Origin of the sequence: Nonomuraea sp. NPDC049504, from assembly GCF_040676845.1 — a bacterium.
Lineage (GTDB): Bacteria > Actinomycetota > Actinomycetes > Streptosporangiales > Streptosporangiaceae > Nonomuraea > Nonomuraea salmonea.
Window position 1 is genome coordinate 23,587 of sequence record NZ_JBFAPT010000009.1, and the last position, 17,863, is coordinate 41,449.

At 73.5% G+C, this 17,863-nt stretch carries 11 protein-coding genes; 4 read left to right on the forward strand and 7 right to left on the reverse strand.

Features of this window, described 5'->3' with window-relative positions:
- Positions 1-128: 128 nt before the first annotated feature.
- Genes AB0K28_RS18550 through AB0K28_RS18565 form a run of 4 tightly spaced genes read left to right on the forward strand, consistent with a single transcriptional unit; the run spans position 129 to position 5,355 of the window.
- Positions 129-1,268: a siderophore biosynthesis protein gene (locus tag AB0K28_RS18550; RefSeq protein WP_364371261.1), complete on the forward strand. Its 1,140-nt coding sequence runs from the start codon at positions 129-131 to the stop codon at positions 1,266-1,268.
- Entirely contained in the window at positions 1,265-2,752 is a 1,488-nt protein-coding gene (locus tag AB0K28_RS18555; protein ID WP_364371263.1) for an IucA/IucC family protein, read from the forward strand. Before AB0K28_RS18550 ends, AB0K28_RS18555 begins: the two co-directional genes overlap by 4 nt.
- The gene (locus tag AB0K28_RS18560; protein ID WP_364371266.1) at positions 2,753-4,285 is read left to right on the forward strand and encodes an IucA/IucC family protein; all 1,533 of its coding nucleotides are present in this window, start codon (positions 2,753-2,755) and stop codon (positions 4,283-4,285) included.
- Complete coding sequence (locus AB0K28_RS18565; protein ID WP_364371269.1) at positions 4,282-5,355, forward strand: type III PLP-dependent enzyme; 1,074 nt, start codon at positions 4,282-4,284, stop codon at positions 5,353-5,355. The genes AB0K28_RS18560 and AB0K28_RS18565 overlap by 4 nt, the downstream gene beginning before the upstream one ends.
- Here AB0K28_RS18565 and AB0K28_RS18570 read toward each other — a convergent pair.
- The 7 genes from AB0K28_RS18570 to AB0K28_RS18600 form a co-directional block, all read right to left on the reverse strand.
- On the reverse strand, positions 5,315-8,596 hold the full coding sequence (locus AB0K28_RS18570) for an ATP-dependent DNA helicase (RefSeq protein WP_364371272.1): 3,282 nt from the start codon (positions 8,594-8,596) through the stop codon (positions 5,315-5,317). The genes AB0K28_RS18565 and AB0K28_RS18570 overlap by 41 nt on opposite strands.
- Entirely contained in the window at positions 8,590-11,820 is a 3,231-nt protein-coding gene (locus tag AB0K28_RS18575; protein WP_364371274.1) for an ATP-dependent DNA helicase, read from the reverse strand. Before AB0K28_RS18575 ends, AB0K28_RS18570 begins: the two co-directional genes overlap by 7 nt.
- 252 nt (positions 11,821-12,072) lie before the next feature.
- The gene (locus AB0K28_RS18580; protein WP_364371277.1) at positions 12,073-14,820 is read right to left on the reverse strand and encodes a CDP-glycerol glycerophosphotransferase family protein; all 2,748 of its coding nucleotides are present in this window, start codon (positions 14,818-14,820) and stop codon (positions 12,073-12,075) included.
- 208 nt (positions 14,821-15,028) lie between these two features.
- On the reverse strand, positions 15,029-15,343 hold the full coding sequence (locus tag AB0K28_RS18585; RefSeq protein ID WP_345389749.1) for an MGMT family protein: 315 nt from the start codon (positions 15,341-15,343) through the stop codon (positions 15,029-15,031).
- The gene (locus AB0K28_RS18590; RefSeq protein WP_345389752.1) at positions 15,331-15,690 is read right to left on the reverse strand and encodes a hypothetical protein; all 360 of its coding nucleotides are present in this window, start codon (positions 15,688-15,690) and stop codon (positions 15,331-15,333) included. The genes AB0K28_RS18585 and AB0K28_RS18590 overlap by 13 nt, the downstream gene beginning before the upstream one ends.
- 57 nt (positions 15,691-15,747) lie before the next feature.
- Positions 15,748-16,911: a S8 family serine peptidase gene (locus AB0K28_RS18595; protein WP_364371281.1), complete on the reverse strand. Its 1,164-nt coding sequence runs from the start codon at positions 16,909-16,911 to the stop codon at positions 15,748-15,750.
- Entirely contained in the window at positions 16,905-17,807 is a 903-nt protein-coding gene (locus tag AB0K28_RS18600) for a hypothetical protein (protein ID WP_364371284.1), read from the reverse strand. The genes AB0K28_RS18595 and AB0K28_RS18600 overlap by 7 nt, the downstream gene beginning before the upstream one ends.
- Positions 17,808-17,863: the final 56 nt, after the last annotated feature.

Sequence of the window (17,863 nt, forward strand, 5' to 3'; positions counted from 1 at the left end):
TTCCCCTGTCATCCTATGACCTCGCAGTTAGCCGGCGATTACGGAATCAGCACCCCGCGGTGATCTCTCCCGGGCTAAGATCGACGAGTTAGGTTAGCCTTACCTGATTCTTCGGGGGTGCCTTCGCGTTGCGGCTCTACCTGACCGCGCTCAAACCGACCGACTCCGTGACGGACGGCTTCCTGCCCGCGGCGCGGGCGCTCGGCTGCTCGGTGACGATCCTCACCGACCGCCCCGAGCAGCATCCGGACGCGGTGCGCTGCGACGTACGCGACCCCCGGGCCCTCATCGACGCGATCGAGCACCTCGGCAGGCCCGACGCCGTCTTCTCCAACTCCGACCACCTGCAGACCGAGACCGCGCTCGCCGCCGCCTACTTCGGGCTGCCCGGCAAGGACTGGCGGGCCTGCGCGGCGGCCAAGAACAAGTTCCTGATGCGGCGGGCGCTCGCGGCGGCCGGGGTCGAGGAGGTCTTCTCGCTGCGGCTGGGGCCCGGTGACCCGGTGCCCGAGCGGGTGCCGTACCCGGTGGTGGTGAAGCCGCGCGAGGGGGTGGCCAGCGAGGACGTCATCCTCGTGACGGACGATCTCGCCGCCGTCGTGGCCGGCGTCAGGAGACGGCGGCCGGGCGAGGCGCTGGTGGTGGAGGAGTACCTCGAAGGGCCCGTGCGCACGCTGGAGACGCTCGGCGACGAGGGCGGGCCGCGGGTGCTCGGCGGGTTCGAGACGACGCTGGGGGCGCTGCCGTACTTCGTGGAAGAGCGGCTCGACTGGGCGGCGCCGGACGCGTCCCACGCGCACGTGCTGGCCGCGCTGCGGGCGCTGGGCGTGGGGTTCGGGGCGTGCCACACCGAGTACGTGCTCACCTCCTCGGGACCGCGGATCATCGAGGTGAACTACCGGGTGATCGGCGACCACTGCGACTTCCTGCTCGCCGACGTGCTCGGGGTGCCGCTGTTCGAGTGGATCCTGCGGGTGCACCTCGGCGAGCGCGTGCCCGGTGTCCCGGCCACCTCGGCGCACGCGAGCGCGGTCAGCGTCGTCGCCGACCGGCCTGGCGTGATCAAGCAGGCTCCCGGCCACGAGTCCGTGACCGACGGCGGCGTACGCCTCTGGCACCGGCCGCTGCGCTCGGTCGGCGACGTCGTCACCCTCACCCGCACCAACCGCGACTACCTGGGCGTCGTACGGGCCGTCGGGCCCTCCAGGCAGGCGGTGGACGCGGCCGTCGCCGGGTTCCGCTCGGCCCGGCCGTGGGTGGTGGAATGAGCTCCAGGGAGGCGTACCTGGCCGCCCGGGTGCTCAACGCCCTGCTGCGCGAGGACTACGGCGGGCTCGCCGCCCGCGTCACCAGGACCAGGGACGGCGTCGGGCTGACGCTGGCCGACGGGCGGTGGGTGCGGCTGCGGCCCGGGCTGCTGTTCCAGGACTTCGAGGTGGCGCGGGACGAGTCGCTGGGCCTTGAGCAGGTGCTGGAGACGCTGGCGGAGGTCGCCGACCCGGCCGACGCGGGTGGGGTGGCGGCGTTCTTCGAGGAGTGCCTGGCGGCGCTGGGCGCGCTGGAGCTGCACGACGAGGTCGCCCATGAGGTGCTGCGGTCGGGGCCGTCCTACGAGACGCTGGCCGCGTTCCTCGACCATCCGGTCTATCCGACGTCGCGGGCGCGGGTGGGGCTGTCGGAGGCGGAGCTGCGGGCGTACGCGCCGGAGTTCGGGCCCTCGTTCGAGCTGCGGTGGGCGGTGGTGCCGCGTGAGCTGCTCGCGCCCGGCTCGGCCGAGTTGCCCGCCGGGCTGCCCGCTGAGGTGGCGCCTTTCGCGGGCGAGGTGCTGTTTCCCGTGCATCCGCTGGCGGTGCCCAAGGTGCGGCGGATCGACGGGGTACGGGTGCTGGACGCGGCGGCCGTCACCGTACGTCCCACCTTGTCCATGCGGACGGTCGAGGTCTCCCCTCGCCTGCACCTCAAGCTGCCCATCCCCGTCAGCACCCTCGGCGTCAGGAACCGCCGCTCGCTCAAGCCAGGCACGCTCGCCGACGGCGCCAGGGCGGAGCTGCTGCTGCGCGAGCTGGCCGGGCCGGACGTCGTGCCGGCCGACGAGCAGACCTACGCCGAGACCGGGGACGAGCACCTGGCCTGGATGGTCAGGCGGCTGCCCGAGGGGAAGATCGTCCCGGTGGCGGCGCTCAACGCGCCCGGAGTGCTCGCCGAGCTGGGCGACGTGCTGCCCGCCTACCTGCGGCTGCTGCTGCGCTGGAACGTACGGCTGTTCGTACGGCACGGCGTCGCCCTGGAGGCGCACCAGCAGAACCTCGCCCTGCTCTTCGCCCCCGACGGCCGGATGCGGCTGCTGGTCAAGGACAACGACGGCCTGCTCGCCTCGCCGTCCCGGCTGCGGGCGAGCGGCGTCGAGGTGCCGGACTTCGCCGACGAGCGCCTGCTGAACGACGACCCCCACGCGCTCGCCGACGTGTTCGTCACGATCACGCTGCACCTGGCCGCCGCGTCGGTGGCCTTCGGCGCGCTGCCGCACGCGCAGGCGGCGGCGCTGCTGCGCGACACGCTGGCCGAGGCGCTCGACGAGTACGGCGACGACCCCATGGCCAGGCTGCTGCGCGCGCGGACGCTCGACGCGGCCAGGCTGACCGGCAAGTCCATGGTCACCGCGGGGACGCTCGTGGCCAAGGAGCGGTCGGGCGCGCGCGACATCAACAAGTTCTACGGCACCAGCGGGCCCAACTACCTGAGGAGAGCCTGAATGCACGGACCGGCCATCGAGGCGCCCTGCGGCCCGGCCGAGGAGGCGACGCTGGCGGCCCTGCTGCGCTGCTGCGTGCGGGAGGTGGCCGGGCCGCGCGGGCTGGTGTGGCCGGCGCCGCCGTACGTGCTGCTGCGGGTGGCCGGGGTGCTGCTGCGGGCCCGTACGCACGGGGGCGCGGCGCTGCGCTTCGACGGCCCGCCCGAGCGGCTGGAGTCCGGCGCGTGGCGGCCGCTGTCGAGCGACGAGCTGGTGACGTTGGTGGAGACCGAGCTCGGGGGCGGAAACGCCGAGTTCGCGGGGCAGGTGGCGGCCAGCAGGGCCGCGATGGAGGCGATCCTGCGGGCCAGGGTCGAGGCGGTGCCGCCGGCCGACCCGTGGCTGGCCTCGGAGCAGGACCTGGTGTACGGGCACCCGTTCCACCCCAGCCCCAAGGCGCGCGGCGGCGACGGCTGGCTGCGCTACGCGCCCGAGGCGCACGCCGAGTTCCCCGTCAGGCTCCTCGGGGTGCGCGACGACGTGCTGGACGAGGGCGGCGACCCCTCGATGCTGGACGCGCTGGGCGAGGCGCCGCCCGGCCACCGGGTGCTGCCCGCGCATCCGTGGCAGCTCGAATTGCTGCGTCCCGCGCTCGGCGGTGAGCTGATCGACCTCGGTCCCGGTCCCGTGGTGGCGCCCACGTCGTCGGTGCGGACCGTGTACGCCCCTTCGCACGAGGTCTGCCTGAAGTTCTCCCTGGATGTCAGGATCACCAACTGCGTGCGCAAGAACGCCTGGTACGAGCTGGCCGGCGCGGTCGAGCTGACCAGGCGGCTCGCACCGGTCTTCGACGCGGTGTCGGTGCGGCACCCGGGCACCCGCTGGCTGCCCGAGCCCGGCTACCGTTCCGCCGCGCTCGGCACCCGGCTGCGCGAAGGTCTCGGCGTGATCGTGCGGCACAGCCCCTGGGCGGTCTGCTCCCCCGGCGTGACCCCGGTACCGGCCGCCGCCCTGGCCCTCGGCACGCAGCCGCCCGATCCGCTGGGCTGGTGGCGGGCGTACGTGGGGGTGGTCGCGCCGCCCGTACTCGACCTGTACTTCACGCACGGCGTGGTGCTGGAGCCCCACCTGCAGAACGTGCTGGTCGGCCTGGACGCGGACGGACTGCCCGTCGAGGCCGTCTTCCGCGACCTGGAGGGCGCCAAGCTCGTCGAGGGCCGCCACGACCTGGCCGGGCCGCACCCCGAGGTGGCCCGCGCGCTCACCTACGACGCCGAGCGCGGCTGGGCGCGCGTGGTCTACTGCCTGCTCGTCAACCACCTGACCGAGATCGCCGCGACGGTCGCCGGGCCCGACGACGCCCTGCTGCGCGCCTTGTGGCGGGAGGCCCGCGACCTGTTCGACCGGCAGGCGGACGCGCTGGGCCGGCCGCTCGGGCTGTCGGACCTGCTCGCGGGCGCGCCGCTGCCGGCCAAGGCGAACCTGGGCGTGCGCTGGGCCAGGGCCGCCGACAGGACGGCCGGGTACGTGCCGATCGCGAACCCGCTCGCATGATCGCCCCACGCGTCCAGGAGGCCGCCATACGCCTCCCTCGGCTCCCCGCCTACGTCTATGACCTGCCGGCCCTGGACGCGCACGTCGCGGCCGTACGGCGGGCTCTGGGGGCCACTGAGCTGTACTACGCGGTCAAGGCCAACCCCGACGCCGGGCTGCTGCGGGTGCTGGCCGGCCACGTGGACGGGTTCGAGGTGTCGTCGGCCGGTGAGCACGCGCACGTCACCGGGCTGTTCCCCGGCATGCCGGTGGCGCTGGGCGGGCCCGGCAAGACCGACGCCGAGCTGCGGCTGCCGCACCACCGGCTGCACGTCGAGTCGCCGTACGAGCTGCGCCGCCTGCTGGACACGGGGCTGGAGGCCGACGTGCTGCTCAGGCTCAACCCCGGGCTGCCGGTCGAGGGAGCGGCGCTGACGATGGGCGGGCCGTTCGGGATGGACGCGGCGGGCGTGGCCGAGTGCCTGCCGCTGTTCACCGACCGCGTACGGCTGCGCGGCCTGCACGCCCACCTGGCCAGCGGCCTCTCCGCGCCGCAGCTGCTCGGGCTGGCCGAGGCGCTGCTGGGCGACGGGGCGTACGAGGAGGTCAATCTCGGGGGCGGGATGGCGGTGTCGTACGCATCCCCCGGCGAGCGGTTCGACTGGGCGGCGTACGGGGCGGGGCTGGACGCGCTGCGCCGGGGGCGGCTGCTGCGGGTCGAGCCGGGGCGGGCGCTGACCGCGTACTGCGGCTCTTACGTGACCAGGGTGGTGGACGTGAAGCGGGTGCACGGGCAGGCGTACGCGGTGGTGCTGGGCGGCACCCACCACCTGCGGACGCCGGTCACGAAGGGACACGACCAGCCGTTCGTGGTGCTGCCGACGGGCGCGGGGCCGGGGGTGACGGACGAGCCGGTGACGGTCGTCGGCCAGCTCTGCACCCCGAAAGACGTTTTCGCCCGAAATATCGGGACTTCAGTGCGGGTGGGAGACACCGTGGTCTTCGCCATGGCGGGCGCCTACGCCTGGAACATCTCCCACCACGACTTCCTCATGCACCCGAAGCCCGCCTTCCACCATCTGACGTCCTGACCTTCTCGATGAGCGCGACCAGGCCGTCGGCGTCGAGCAGGTCGATCGGGCGTACGGTGCGGTTGTCGCGGACGTAGTGGAAGGCCGCGCCCACCTCATCCAGCGGCACCTGCGCGAGGTGCGCCCAGGCCAGCCGGTACGCCGCGAGCTGCACCGACGCCGCCCGCTGCGCCTTCTTGCCCCGGGGCGGCGCGCCGGTCTTCCAGTCGACGACCTCGTAGCCGCCGCCCGGCCGCTCGAACACGGCGTCCATGCGCCCGCGCACGAGCCGGTCGGAGATCATCATCTCGAACGGGATCTCCAGGTCGATCGGCCGCCGGTCGGCCCACTCGCTCTCCTCGAAGCGCTCCTGCAGCTCCGCGAGGCGCACGTCGGCCTCCTCCGGCTCCTCGTCGAAGAGCTCGAAGTCGTCGATCAGCCGCTGCTGGTCCCACCGGGTCTCCAGCCACTTGTGGAACGAGGTGCCCCGCCTGGCCAGCGGCGCCGGCTTGACCGGCACGGGGCGGCGGATCCTGCGGGCCAGCTCGCGCGGGTCGGCGGCCAGCGTGACCAGCGACGACACGGTCAGCTTCGCCGGCAGCTCGACCGTGGTCGCCGGGCGGCGGCGGTGCAGCTCGCGCTCGCGCAGCAGCAGGTCGGTGTCGCGTTCCCAGGCGCGCAGCCGCTCCTCCTCGTACGGCTTGAGCGCCTCGCCCTCCTCGTCGGCGAGCGTGCCCGCCAGGGCGTCCTCGACCAGGTGGGCGCCGTCGAGCACCGACTCGTAGCGCAGCCCCTCGGGCGTGACCGGCCAAGTGGCCTCGGCCGGCTCGGCGAGCAGAGGGTTGCCCGCGCCCTCGGCCGGCGCGTCGGCCCAGACCGCGACCCGGTCGGCGGTGTCGCGGATCTCCAGCAGGAAGTCGGACGGCTCCAGCGGCTTGGTGGCGGTACCCCAGCGGTAGCCGGAGGCGATGAGGTGGTAGTGGGCACGGGTCACCGCGACGTAGGCGAGCCTGCGCTCCTCCATCAGGTCGCGCTCGCGGCAGTGCTCGTCGAACGCGGCCAGCTCCTCCTTGCTCAGCCCGCCCAGCCTGGGCAGGTCGGCCGCGTCGCCGCGCAGCGGGTAGGGCAGCTTGCGCGGATTCTCCGTCCAGCGGCTGTTCATCACCGGGGTGGCCGGGAAGATGCTGCCGGTCGCGATCGTGCCCTTCGAGCTGACCAGCTGCGACAGGCCAGGCACCACCACGACCGGCCACTCCAGCCCCTTGGACGCGTGGACGGTCATCAGCTTGACGCTGTTGCTCTCACCGACCCGGCCCGCCTCAAGCCCGAACTCCTCGCTCTCCGCCGCCTGCAGATAGGCGAGGAACGCCCCCAGCGTCGGGTCCTCCGCGTCGCCCGCGAACCTGGAGGCCGCGTCGATGAACGCGTCGAGGTCGGCCCGCGCCGCGAACGCCCCGGCCGTGCCGCTGCGCGCCGCCACCTCGATGTCGAGCCCCAGCCTGCGCTCGACCTCCGTGATCAGATCGGGCAGCGGCTGCGCGGTGTGCGCCCGCAGCTGGCGCAGCTCCTGCGCGAGCGCGACCAGCCTGGTGCGGGCCAGCGGGGAGAACGGCTCAAGCCACTCCTCGCGATCGGGCAGCTCGTCGAGCGCGTCGACCAGGCTGCCCCGCTCTTCCGCGAGGTCGGCCACCACCTGGTCGAGCGGGTCGTCGGCACGCCCGCTCTCGCTCAGCTCGCGGGCCAGCGTGCGCGCGTGCTCGCCGAGCACCCGCAGGTCGGCGGGGCCGATGCGCCAGCGGGGGCCGGCCAGCAGCCGGGCCAGCGCGTCGCCGGCGGTGGCGTCGTACAGGACGCGCAGGGTGGCGACGATGTCGCTCACCTCGGGCACGGTCAGCAGGCCGCCGAGACCCACCACCTCGACCGGGATGTCACGCTCCTCCAGCGCCCTGCGCAGCGCCGGGAACTGCGAGCGCTTGCGCGCGAGGATCGCGACGTCCTGAGGCTGGATCTGCAGCGTCTTCTTGCGCTCCTTCTCGCCCCACGGCAGGCCGTCGGGCGCCACCTCCTGGCCGAGCAGCTTCGCGATGCCGTCGGCGATCCACTTCGCCTCGTCCTCGGCCGTCTCGTGGAAGGCGCACGTGACCCGCCCGCGCTCGACCCGGTTGGGCCCCGGCACCAGCACCGGCACCTCGCGGGCCTCCATGCGCAGCGCCAGCTGCACGCGGGCGGCGACGTCGAGCACCCGGTCGCCGTTGCGGAAGCTCACGCTGAGCCGGCGCAGCTGCGCCTGGTCGCCCGTCGCGGTGCGGAAGTCGCGGGGGAAGCGGCGCAGGTTGCCCGACGACGCACCGCGCCAGCCGTAGATCGACTGGCACGGGTCGCCCACGGCCGTCACCGGATGGCCGCCGCCGTAGAGCGAGCGCAGCAGCACGAGCTGGGCGTGGCTGGTGTCCTGGTATTCGTCGAGCAGCACCACCGCGTAGCGGGAGCGCTCGATCTCGCCGACCTCCTTGTGCCGGGAGGCGATCCTGGCCGCCAGCGACATCTGGTCGCCGTAGTCGATCACCTCGCGGGCGCGTTTGAGCCGCTCGTACGCCTCCACCAGCGGCAGCAGCTGCTCCCTCGCCGCCTGGACGCCGACCGGCCTGCGCTGCGCCAGCGTCGTACGGCCGGGCAGCGCCGCCAGGCGCTCGTCCAGCCACTGCCCCATCTCGCGGACGTCGCCGGGCGTGCGCAGATGCTCCGACAGCTCGCCGGCCAGCTCGAGCAGGGCAGCGGTGACCGAGGGCGGGCCCAGCTCGATCTTGTCCATCGGCCCGTCGTACATCGCCACCACCCGCGACGCGAGCTGCCACGACACGGCCGGGGTGACCAGGCGCATCGTCGGCTCAAGACCTTCGCGCAGCGCGTGGTCGGTGACCAGGCGGGCGGCGTAGGCGTGGTAGGTGGAGACGGTCGGCTCGTTGTCGAGCGCGCCCGGCTCGACCAGCCCCGCCTCGGCCAGGCCGTTGAGCCGCTCTCTGACGCGGGTGGCCAGCTCGGCGGCCGCCTTGCGGGTGAACGTCAGGCCCAGCACGTGTTCGGGCTTGACCAGGCCGTTGGCGACCAGCCAGACCACCCGGCCGGCCATGGTCTCACTCTTGCCCGAGCCCGCGCCCGCCATCACCACCATGGGCTCAAGGGGCGCCTCGATGACCTCCGCCTGCTCGGGCGTGGGCGGCAGGATGCCGAGCTTGCCGGCGAGTTCGGCCGGGGTCAGCACACCTGCCCCCCGCCGTCGTTGACCGGGCAGCTCGCCCTGGCCGCGCACGTGCGGCAGCCGTCGTTGACCTTCGCCTGGAAGAACGGGCCCGACATGCCGGTCGCGACCGTGTCGACGAGGTCTTTGGCCCAGCCGGGGTCCTTGTCGTCGGACAGCGGCTGCTGCTTCTGCTCGACCGCGTCGTGCTTGCCCGCCGCCTTGCCGAGCTGCACCAGCGCCGCGCCGCCCGGCTCGGTCATGCCGTGCCTGGCGAACGCGCCGAGCAGCGCCGCGAGCTGGTAGACGCCGAGCTGGGGATGGCGGTCGATGTCGCCGGCCTTGGGCTTGGAGCCGCCGGTCTTGAGGTCGATGATCACCGCGCGGTTGCCGGAGTCGCGCTCGACGCGGTCGACCCTGCCCTTGATCTGCACGCCCTCCGACACCATCGCCGTGAACGCCTCCTCCAGGGCCACCAGCTCGCGCGGGTTCTCCTTGTGCCAGCGCAGGAACTTGCCGATCATCTGCTCGGCGACCTGGCGCTGCTTGCGGTTGTACCAGACGCCGCCGAAGTCGAGCTCGTTCCAGATCTGGTCGAGCCGGTCGCCCAGCAGGTCCTCGCTCGGCAGGTCGGTCGCCGCGAGCACCGCGAGAGCGTGGATGACGTTGCCGAGGCCCTGGGCCGTGCTGGTGCCCGCCGCGCCCACCGCGGTCTCCAGCAGCCAGCGCAGGCCGCACTTGGTGAAGCTCTCGACCGCAGACGGCGAGATGCTGACGACGTCGCCCGGCCAGCTCAGGGGGCGGTCGTCGGAGATGGGGGTCAGCGCGTACCAGTCGTTGGGGTGGGCGCCCTGCACGCCCGCCGCGGCCAGCCTGGCGAGCTGCTGGGCGGCCTTGCGGCGCATCGTGCGGGGCTTGGTCGGGTCGGTGACCGCGCTGCGCAGGTCGGCCACCAGGGCCTGCATGTTGAGCCAGCGTGCGCGGTCGTCCATCGTGGCCGGCTCCACCCCGCCCGGCATCAGCTCCGTCAGGAACCTGGACGGCCGCTCGTCGGTGTCCTCGCCGCCCACCGCCGTGACCACCAGCCTGCGCCTCGCCCTGGTGACGGCGACGTAGAACAGCCTGCGCTCCTCCGCCAGCAGCTTCGAGGCCAGCGAGGCGGCGTTGGGCTCGGCCCCCTCGACCACCTCCACGAGGTCCTCCACGCCCAGCATGGAGCCGCGCAGCCGCAGGTCGGGCCAGACGCCCTCCTGGACGCCCGCCACCACCACGACGTCCCACTCCAGGCCCTTGGAGCGGTGGGCGGTCAGCACGCGTACGGCGTCGCCGTCGGGCGCCCGGTCGGCCAGCGTGTCGCCCGGGATCTCCTGGGCCGCGAGGTCGTCGATGAACACCTCGGGGCCCGCCATCGGCATGCGGTCGACGAACCTCGCCGCATGGTCGAACAGCGCCACCGCCGCGTCGAGGTCACGGTCGGCCTGCGCCCCCCTCGGGCCGCCTGACAGGCTCAGCTCGCTCCAGCGCTCGGCCAGGCCGCTGCCGTGCCAGATCGTCCACAGCAGGTCTTCGGCGGTGCCGCCCTGCGCGGCCGCCTCGCGGGCCGCCGCCAGCAGCTTCGCGACGCGTTCTGCGGGCAGCGCGACGTGCGGCTCCAGGCGGGTCAGCTCGCGCACGTCCTTGACGGCGGCCACCAGCAGCTCACCGGACGACCGCGCCCTGAGCGGCCCCTGCGGGTCGGGGTCGTCGTCCGGCGGGACGACCTGCGTGGCGGCGGGCTCTGCCACAGCGGTCTCCGCTGCCGGTTCCTCCCCCTCTCCTGGCTCCACCGGGTCGCTCGTGAGGGCGGTCACCGCCTCGTTCTCGGCGATCTTGAGTGCGCGGCGCAGGCGGCGTACGCCGATCATGTCGGTGCCGCCGAGCGGCCCCGTCAGCAGCTCCTCCGCCACCGCCTCGTCGAGCTGGGACGGATCGAGCGCCACCCGCAGCATCGTGAGCAGCGGCCGCACGCCCGGCTCCTGCGCGATCGGCACCTCGTCGCCGGCGATCATGGTCGGCACGCCGGCGTTGGTCAGCGCCCGCCGCAGCAGCGGCACCTGCCGCCGGGCCGAGCGGACCAGCACGGCCATGCGGTGCCACGGCACGCCGTCGATCAGGTGGGCGCGGCGCAGCGTGTCGGCCACGATCGCGGCCTCCTGGCTGGTGCTGTCGGCCAGCAGCACGCGCACGTCGCCGGGATCGGCGTCGGGCAGCGCCACCAGGTCGCGGTGCCCGTGGCGCTGGTCGTGCTCGGGCGCGGGCGCGACCGGCAGCTTGGCCGCCACCCGCCTGGACGCCTCCAGCAACTCGGCGCCGCTCCTGCGGCACACCCGCAGCGCCACCACCGGCGCCTCGCGGCCGTCGAGCGTCTTGAAGCGCTCGGGGAACTTCATGATGCCCTGGACGTCGGCGCCCCTGAATCCGTAGATCGACTGGTCGGGGTCGCCGACCACCACGAGGTCGCGGCCGTCGCCCGCCAGGTGGGCGAGCAACTGCTCCTGGGCCGGGTCGGTGTCCTGGTATTCGTCCACGAAGACCGCGTCGTGGGCGGCCCGCTCGCGCTCGCGGACCTCGGGCCGGTCGAGCAGCGCGCAGGCGGCGCCGATGAGCTCGGCGTAGTCGTAGGTCTCCTCGGGGGCGAGGTCGAAGCGGTCCTGATAGCGCTCGGCGAACCGGCCGGCCGCCACCCAGTCGGAGCGCCCGTGCAGCCGGCCGAGCGCGACGAGGTGCTCGGGGTCGAGGCCGCGTTCGTAGGCGCGGGAGAGGAAGTCGCGCAGCTCCTCGGCGAAGCCCCGGGTCTTGAGCGCCTCGCGCAGCGAGGCGGGCCAGCCCGGCGCGCCCTGCTCCAGCTCGCCGTGGAGCAGCCGGCGGATCTCCAGCAGCTGCTCGGGGCCGGTGAGCAGGCGCGGCGGCTCCTTGCCCGCCAGCACCGACTCGCGGCGCAGGAGCGCGTAGGCGTAGGAGTGGAAGGTCAGGGCGAGCGGGGTGCGGGTGGTGCGGCGCAGCCGGCCGGTGACGCGCCTGCGCAGCTCCTCCGCGGCCTTGCGGCTGAAGGTGAGGATGAGCACCCGCTCGGGGTCGAGGCCGCGCCGCTCGATGCGGTCGACCACGCTCTCGACGATGGTGGTGGTCTTGCCGGTGCCAGGACCTGCGAGAACGAGCAACGGCCCGCCCTCGTGGCCGACCACGGCACGCTGGTGCTCATCGAGCACAGGAGGCACATCGGGCCCCCCGCTGCCTCGCCGCACCAACCGCCAGGTCTGAGCACTCACAGCACTAGATTCCACCAGACCACAGGGGTAGATCGTGCCGACTTGCCCGGTCTCCCTCAGCGATCCGCCTACGGTATCGAGGCAAATACCGGTTTTTCTCGTGACACGCCGGACGCCGTGTTCGCCGTCGGCGTCAACGCCACGCGCACGAAGACGGCCCGGGGCCTGGGCCCCGGGCCGGATGCGGTCACGTCACGAGAAGAGGTGGTCGACCACGCGGGCCGTGGCCTTGCCGTCGTCGCGCGGGGCGAACGTGGCGCGGAAGGCGTCGTAGCGGTCGGCGTTGGCGGCGGCGACCGCGTCGATCGACCGCAGGGCCTCCACGACGTCGGCCGACGTCGACAGCACCGGCCCCGGCGCCTGCTCGGGCAGGTCGATGTAGAGGCCGCGCTTGTTGCCGTACTTGGCCCGGTCGTAGGCGTACAGGACGATCGGCTTGCCGGTGGCGGCGAAGTCGAACATGACCGAGGAGTAGTCGGTCACCAGCACGTCGGCAACCAGCAGCAGATCCGCGATGTCCGGATATGTCGTGACGTCGCGGGCGATGTCGGGGACGGCGGGCATGGCCTGCATCGGGTGGGCGCGTACGAGGATCTCGTGGTCGGCGCCCAGCGCCTGGCGGGCCTTGGCGAGGTCGAGCTTGACCATCGCGTTCTTGCGGTCGTAGTCGCGGTAGGTCGGCGCGTACAGCACCACCCGCTTGCCCTCGGCCAGCCCCAGCCGCGCCCGCACCGCCGCGGCGCGCTCCTCGCGGTCGGGCGAGTTGAGCACGTCGTTGCGCGGCAGGCCGCTCTCGAGTACCTCGCCCTTGTAGCCGAACGCCTTGCGCAGCACCTGGGTGGCCCAGGGCGACTGCGACAGCAGCAGGTCCCAGCCGCGCACCTCGGCCGCCTGGCGGTGCCAGATCGGCGGCCTCGGGTCGCGCTTCATGTGGGCCTGGTCGCCGCCGATGAGCTTGGCGGGCGTGCCGTGCCAGGTCTGGACGACGACCTGGTCCTCGCGGGCGCGGAACCAGGCGGGCAGGAACGCGTTGGTGATGATGTGGCGCGACCTCGCCAGCGCCTCGTGGTGCTCGCGGCTGCCGGCCCGGATGACCTTGGCCGGGCCCGGCGGCACGAAGGCGCCGTCCTTGACGATCCAGAGGTGCTCGCGGTCGTCGCCCCTGCGCAGCCGCTCCTCGTAGATGGCGCGCACGCTGTCGGCGTAGAGGCGGCCGTCGTTGACGACGTAGACGGTGCTCTCGCGCAGTGGCTCGGTGCGCTGGGCGGGGTAGAAGACGCGGCGCAGCACATGGGTGCCGGCGACGCCGCGCTCCTCCGCCGGCCTGTCCTCCTCGACGGTGATCACCGGCACGTCGAAGCGGGTGGAGATCATCCGGAAGACGTGGCCGCCGAGCGTGCGCGGCTCCTCGTCGAGGCCGGGCAGCGCGGCGTGGTCCATGCGCAGCGGGACGATCTCGCCGGACGGGTGGCGCAGCGACATGTTCCAGGTGCCGGAGGAGAGCGGCACGGCCTCGCCGAACCTGTCCATCGCATTGGGCTCGACGCGTACGGAGAAGTCGGCGCCGGAGCGCTCCATCGGCAGCAGATAGGACAGCCCCGACCGGTGGCGCAGGGTCAGCGTGCGCGGGCCCTCGGCGTCGGGGTAGTGGCCGCGCAGGACGAGCGCGTGGCCGTCCCAGACCGCCGAGGTGATGACCGGGCGGATGCGGTGGGCGGAGACCACGACGCGGTCGCGGCGGTCGCCCAGCACGGTGATCTCGCGATCGCCCACGGGCGTGCGGACCTCGGCCGCGTCGGCCAGCATGACGGGTGCCGCGGGGTCGCCCTTGGGCTCGACCCACAGGCGCCGGCCGTCCTTCTCCTGCGTCAGCGCGGGCACCGCGAGCCCGACCACGACCTGCGTGCCGTCGCCCGACGGCGTGAAGTCGGCGGCGATGCGGTGGCCGCCGAGCCTGGCGTGGCCCTTGGTGACCTGGCGGCCGGGCAGGAAGATCTTCAGCTCGAGACGATCGCCGTCGAGCCGCACGCCGGTCAGCTCGGCCCTGTTGGGCTGGAGCACGACCTGCAGCGCGCGGTCGGACGTCCAGACGGGACGCACCCACCAGCCCGGCTTGAGCTTGAGCCCGGCGGGCCGCTCGGGCCGTCCGATGGAGGAGCCGCGCAGCAGGCCGGTGGCCCGCGCGCCACGGCTCCAGAACACGATCTCGGCCCGCCACGTGGTGGCGTCGGGCACGCCCGGACGGTGGCGCATGCGCCGCCGCACCCCGTGGACCATGCCGCGCACGGCTCCGCGCCAGCGCAGCGGCCAGGGGCTCAGCTCGGCGGTGAAGCCGGACCAGTCGTAGTTGCAGCCCGGCTCGCGCGCGCCGTGGGTGGCCTCGGGGGCGAGGACCCTGCGGGTGCGCATGCGGATGGGCGGCAGCCAGCGCGGGCCGCGCAGCACCACGGTCGCCCAGTTGAACCTGCGGCTGCGCACCGACAGGCCGGCCAGGTAGGCGAAGCCGCTGACCCGCAGCTTGCCGTCGACCCAGACGATGTCGTCGATGTGGGTGACCGGCGCCAGGTCGGCGCGGCGCAGGCGGTAGAGGTCGGGGGGCAGCTCGTCGCGGAAGGGCAGGTCGGCGTACCAGCGCAGGCCCTTGCGGATGCGCTTGGACGGCTCGGCCGCCGCGGTGACCACCTTGAGCAGCGTCTCGCCCTCGACGAGCTCGTCGTCTGAGCGGGTCTCGATGAGGTGGACGATGACGCGGCGCGCCACCGGCAGGTCGCGTTTGACCTGCGCGTCGACGCCCGCGAGGTAGGGGCGTACGAGGTCGAGCATCTCGCGCCGCCGCGCCGCGCCGCGCTTGACCGCGAGGTCGATGCGTCCCCCGAGGGGACCGCTCAGCACCTCGTTGTCGAACGCCGCGTCGCGACCGCCTGGGCCGACCGCTTGCATGACCGCTTCGAGAGGCTCGCCACGATCGCAGAGATCCTGGACAGCCTTCAGGCGGTCGGCGAGCGAATCGCCGCCCTGGCTTCGGGCTGTGACGCCGGTGGCCATAGGGGAGGCACCGCCTTTCGGGCCGCCATCACTGTTCAGCCCATGGTAATGGGAGTCACATGTCACGAAATCGCCTGTTCGGCGAAAGTGCAGGTCAGGTGGGTTACTGAAAATCGGCTGAACGCCCGTCCCAGCGGGCCAGGCGCATGTCCACGCGTTCGCCGCGCAGCGGGGTGCCTTCGTCGCGCCAGTGGGCCAGGCAGCGTTGCACGTGGTCAGCGGCCGCGCCGGAGCCGTCGGCGTGGACGACGCGCCACCACGGGACGCCACCGCCCCAGGTGGACATGACCTTGCCGACCTGGCGTGGACCGCCTTCGCCGAGATATTCGGCGATGTCGCCGTAGGACATGACCTTGCCGGGCGGGATGCGCTCGACGAGGTCGAGCACCCGCTCGGCGAACGGGTTCACGGGCTCCACGCCGCCGGGCCCGCGTCGATGATCTCCTCGAACGCGCCGATCTCGACGGCGCTGCCGCCGGTGGCGACCTCGATCACGCCGTCGCGCAGCCCGTAGACCTCGCCGTCCTCGCCCACGAGCCGGGCGCCGAGCGCGGTGGACAGGCGCAGGAGCTGGGCCACCTGCCAGTCGGAGCCGGGCTCGCCGACGACCTCGCCCTGCCAGCGGGCCACGGTGTGCTTGGCGCCCGCGTGGCCTGCCACGATCTCGTCGGACCCGTGCAGCTCGAAACCGGCCGGCGCGATGGCCTTCGCCAGCTCGGCGAAGGCGAGTGGCGACTCACGCACCACTCGCAGCTCGTATCCCATGACGGGGGACCATAGCGGATCTTCTCCCGACTCGGAAACCTGTTCACGAACTCGCCGTTATGCCTGCTCCTTGCGCTGATTGAGGACGACGATCGCGCCGCAGAACATGACCAGCGCCACCAGCACCCCGCCCCCGTACAGCCACAGCCTGACCGGATCGGGCCCCGGCCTGGTCGGGACGGGCGAGTCGGCGCCCTGGCCGAAGTGCTGCATGCCGGGCGTGACGCTGCGCTTGGCGCCGACGAGCCGCTCGGCGGCGTTGAGCGCGGCGGCGGCGTCGACCACGCCGAAGCCGGTCTCGTCGTCGTAGCCGGCCGCGGGCCGTCCCCTGGCGCTGGCCGCCAGGGCCTGCGCCACCTGCTCGGGCGCGAGGGCCGGGTAGCGCGCCTTGAGCAGCGCGGCCACGCCGGCCACGAGCGCGGCGGCCGAGCTGGTGCCCTCGGACAGCTCGTAGCCGCTGCCGCGCTTGACGACGGGCACGCCCACGCCGGGCGCGGACACCAGCACCGACAGGTTGTCGCTGCTGAACGTGGCCCGCTTGCCCTGCTTGTCGGTGGCGGCCACGCCGATGACGCCCGGGTAGCCGGCCGGGAAACTCCAGTAGGAGGTGCCCTTCTCCTTGGCGTACGCGGTCTGGCCGTCGTTGCCGACGGCGGCGACCAGGACGACGCCCTTGCTCAGCGCGTACGAGACGGCCTCGCGCTCCGACCTGAGCGGGCCGTACGAGCCGATGGACATGCTGACGACCTGGGCCCCGCGGTCGGCGGCGTAGCGCAGGGCGCGGGCCAGCGGACTCTGCGCGTTGGGCCTGCTCTGCTGATCCTCCAGGGGCGGCATCGCGACGCCCGGCTCGTCGTCGATGACCATGGGCAGCGACAGGATGCGCGCGGACGGGGCGACCCCGATGAAGCCGTCGCCCTTGCCCGAGCCGGCGATCAGGGCGGCCATGGCGGTGCCGTGCCGGCCCGGCGGCAGATCACGCTGGACCGAGCCCGAGGTCATGTCGGGGCCTGAAGTGACGCGGCCCTTCAGCTCCTTGACGCCGGTGTCCACGGCGCTGTCCACGACGGCGACCGTGACGCCCTCGCCCTTGGTGACCGTCCACGCCTGCTCGACGTTGAGCGCGTCGAGCACCCATGCCTGCTGTTCCCTGACCGGGTCGGCGGCAGGAGCCGAGAAGGCGAGCACAGCGGCGGTCAGCGCGCGTACGACGGTCAGCACACGTTCCCCTGAGTGCAGGGCGGCACCGTGGGCGGGTCCGCGAGGAAGTAGGCGATCTGGTTGCCGATGGACTTGGCGGCCGGCCACAACTCGCTGTGCAGGATCTCCTCCGGCGGGATCGCGGCCCTGGTACGCCCGTCGGCGTAGCCGCCCGTCGAGAACACGATGTACGGGCCCGCGCCGACCCAGCTCGTCCGCTGGCGCTGGTCGGGCCCGAAGCGCTCGGTCACGGTGCCGGGGAAGGCGACCGGCAGCACGCCGACGCGGTCGTCCTGGGTGAGCTCCTCACCGGCCGACACGCGCGACTCCTCGTCCTTGAGCACGGCCACGCCGACCGTGAAGACGAAGGTGGCGGTCTGGTCGATGTACGTGGCCCGCAGCAGCGTCACGCAGCCGTGGTTCTGCAGCACGCCGGCCACGGAGGCGTCGACGCCCTTGCCGCACTCGGTCTCGGGTGCGATGCCGACGCGCCTGGCGTACTGCTGGGCGCGGTCGAGCCCGAGGTAGCGCACCTCTTCGGGGAAGACGCCGGTGGCGGGCCACGCCTGCCAGCGGCGGGCGATCTCCTCCTGCTGGTAGCGGCTCTGCTCGGCGGACGTCAGCGGGCGCGAGCGCGTCTCGGTGAACAGCCCGACGGTGCCGAGCAGGACGACGAGCGCCGAGACGGCGATGACGGCGCCGAGCAGCACCACGAAGGCGCGGCGATAGCGGACGCCCTGCTGGAGCTCGGCCTCTTCCGCGCGTTGCCTGGCCGCCGTGCGCTTGCGTGAGTCCGCCGCCGGCCACGAGCGCACGCGCGAGCGGCGGCCGGTTGTGGCGCCGAGCGGGTTTCTCCGCCCCTGTGTGGCGTCCCCCTCGGCGCGCGGTAGCCCTGTGGTCGACCTACGTGCCTTCACCACCGCCTCGTTCCCGCATTCGCGTCGATGTCTATTTCGTCCCCCTTGAGGGGCGG

Bases quoted from the DNA above. Each gene is read 5' to 3' on its own strand.
- AB0K28_RS18555 (WP_364371263.1), top strand. From the start codon at position 1,265: ATGAGCTCCAGGGAGGCGTACCTGGCCGCCCGGGTGCTCAACGCCCTG.
- AB0K28_RS18560 (WP_364371266.1), top strand. From the start codon at position 2,753: ATGCACGGACCGGCCATCGAGGCGCCCTGCGGCCCGGCCGAGGAGGCG.
- AB0K28_RS18565 (WP_364371269.1), top strand. From the start codon at position 4,282: ATGATCGCCCCACGCGTCCAGGAGGCCGCCATACGCCTCCCTCGGCTC.
- AB0K28_RS18580 (WP_364371277.1), bottom strand. From the start codon at position 14,820: ATGCAAGCGGTCGGCCCAGGCGGTCGCGACGCGGCGTTCGACAACGAG.
- AB0K28_RS18590 (WP_345389752.1), bottom strand. From the start codon at position 15,690: ATGGGATACGAGCTGCGAGTGGTGCGTGAGTCGCCACTCGCCTTCGCC.